The following is a 2,229-nucleotide window of genomic DNA, read 5'->3' as shown; positions in this document are numbered from 1 at the left end:
AAGGTTTAGTTCAACATTGTATTTGCAAAAGGCGGGGTTGAATATATAAAACCACTACCCGATTCCTTTAGCCGCAGCTGCTTTTCATATTGTTTTTTTTATTAATTTAGACAATCTGAAAAAGCATCTGCTCCGGTTGGTCGAAATTGAACTTGCAGTTAAATTTAGCCCGCCCTTCGCAAATACTTTTTCCGTTATCGGCAAGCGTATTAAAACCGTCTATAAAGCAACGAATATGAATAAAATTTTTGCATTTTTAATTTTCATTTCGGGTTTGACTTTTTCTCAAACTCACAGATTTTTTTACGAACTCAAATTTAAATCTGACTCAACGCAAACAGAACCGACAAAAAAATTAATGGTTTTGGACATAAATCCAAAAGAAACAAAATATTACGATAATGCTTTTTTAGAAAAAGACTCTATAAATAAGAAGTTTAACACTCAAAACACAAATTGGACAAGTCAAATTCCCGTAACAAGAAAAAGAGGTTCTAACAAGAATACGAATTTTGGAATGATTGATTTTCAAACTTATTCTTATCAAACTGAGGATACATTAAATTGGAAACTGACAAATGAAATAAAAAAATATCATGGCTTGAACTTGCAAAAAGCAACAACAAATTTTGGCGGAAGAAAATGGATTGCTTGGTTCACAAAAGACTTTCCTTTTTCAGAAGGACCATACAAATTTCAAGGTTTGCCAGGATTGGTGATTTTATTGCAAGACGAAAAAGATAATTATAATTTTTCTTTTGTAAAGAATGTAAACCTTAAAGAAACTTATGACACTTCAAATTTTTTAGAAGTTAGATACGGCAATAAACCATTTCCTGTTTCAGAAAAATTATTCATAAAGAAAAAATTGGAGTATTTTAACGACCCAATTCACGAAATTAAATCAAAATTAGAAAACGGAACAGCAAATAGTGTAGATTTTAACGGAGTTAGATATACAAAAGCGGAACAATTAAGACCAATAATTGAACAAGAACAAGATTATTTTAGAAAAAATAATAATCCTATGGAACTTAACAAAGCATTGAAGTATCCTAAAAAATAAAAAAACGCCTGCCGATAATAGCTAAGTTTTCGTTGCGTGCGTAGCACGAACAATGAAAACCCTGTTGAACGGAAGCTTCGGGAGCTTTTTTACATGTTTTTTCAACACTATGGATTTATCGTAAAATTTTTAGAAAATATTTCAAGAGAACAGGGCGTTCTCTTTTTTTTAGGCATTCGTTTTTGGCGAACTTTGTCGGTTTTATCGTGTTTTCCTTCATGTCGGGGCATAATTTCCCTTACCCAAATCTTTTAAAATGCAGATTTAGGAGCAGGTAAATTTCGGCTCATCTCCAAAAACCAACTTGGCGGACCTCGAAGATCGAACGTGGCAATCGTTACCAAATTTCCAACTTTACAACAACTACATTTCGGCTGAAACGGCTTTGGCAAAGGTTTTTCTTTGGGCTGGATGCCTAATTTTTGTTGCAGTTTTTTAAGCTTAATTCGTTTCCAAGTGCTGCTCAAAAAACCATAATGACGGATTTTTACAAATCTTTTCGGCAAAATATGCATCGCAAAACGGCGGATAAACTCTTCATGGCTTAAAACCATCTGCTTTTTGATGCCTTTTTGGCGGTAATCTTTGTAAGAAAAAGTTACCGTTTCCGCGTCAATTTTCCTGATTCTCTGGTTGCTGATGGCGATTTTGTGGGAATAACGACCTAAATATTCCACCACCGATTTTGGGCTTCCAAAAGGCTTTTTGGCGTAAACTACCCAAGGTTTTTCCCACAGACTTTGCCTGATTTTTTCGTATTCATTTTCTTGATTTTCATTGAATTTATCCTTTAAATTAGCTTTCAGTTTCTCACAAAATTTAGCCCTGAAAACTTTACTCAAAGCCTTTACCGGAAACAAAAATTTGCCGTCTGAACGTAGATTTTTCCAAGCTCCGCTTTCATCTACTCCACCGCCCGGAACAATGCAGTGCAAATGCGGATGAAGGCTCAGATTCTGTCCCCAAGTGTGCAAAACAGCAATCATTCCCATTTTTAAACCTCGATTTTCACCAAACGTTTGAAGCGTTTCCCAGGCAGATTCAAATAAAAAATCGTACAACATTTTGGGCTCGTGAAGCGCGGTTTTGTTCAATACATCAGGAAGCGTAAAAACTACGTGAATTAAGCGAAGCGTATCACGGATACAATTAAAACGAATAAT

General features: G+C 34.8%; 2 protein-coding genes. One reads left to right on the top strand and one right to left on the bottom strand.

Features of this window, described 5'->3' with window-relative positions:
• Nucleotides 1-235 precede the first annotated feature (235 nt).
• Complete coding sequence (locus EGH73_RS12395; protein ID WP_123282108.1) at nt 236-1,066, top strand: GLPGLI family protein; 831 nt, start codon at nt 236-238, stop codon at nt 1,064-1,066.
• Nucleotides 1,067-1,317: 251 nt separating this feature from the next.
• Here EGH73_RS12395 and EGH73_RS12390 read toward each other — a convergent pair.
• On the bottom strand, nt 1,318-2,229 hold a 912-nt coding region (locus EGH73_RS12390; protein ID WP_123282107.1), incomplete at its 5' end, for an IS91 family transposase.

The sequence above is a fragment of the Epilithonimonas hominis genome (assembly GCF_003730015.1).
GTDB classification, from domain to species: domain Bacteria; phylum Bacteroidota; class Bacteroidia; order Flavobacteriales; family Weeksellaceae; genus Epilithonimonas; species Epilithonimonas hominis.
The sequence above is the reverse complement of the archived record's forward strand: the minus strand, read 5'-3'. Positions and strand labels throughout refer to the sequence as shown.

Bases quoted from the DNA above. Each gene is read 5' to 3' on its own strand.
- EGH73_RS12395 (WP_123282108.1), top strand. From the start codon at position 236: ATGAATAAAATTTTTGCATTTTTAATTTTCATTTCGGGTTTGACTTTT.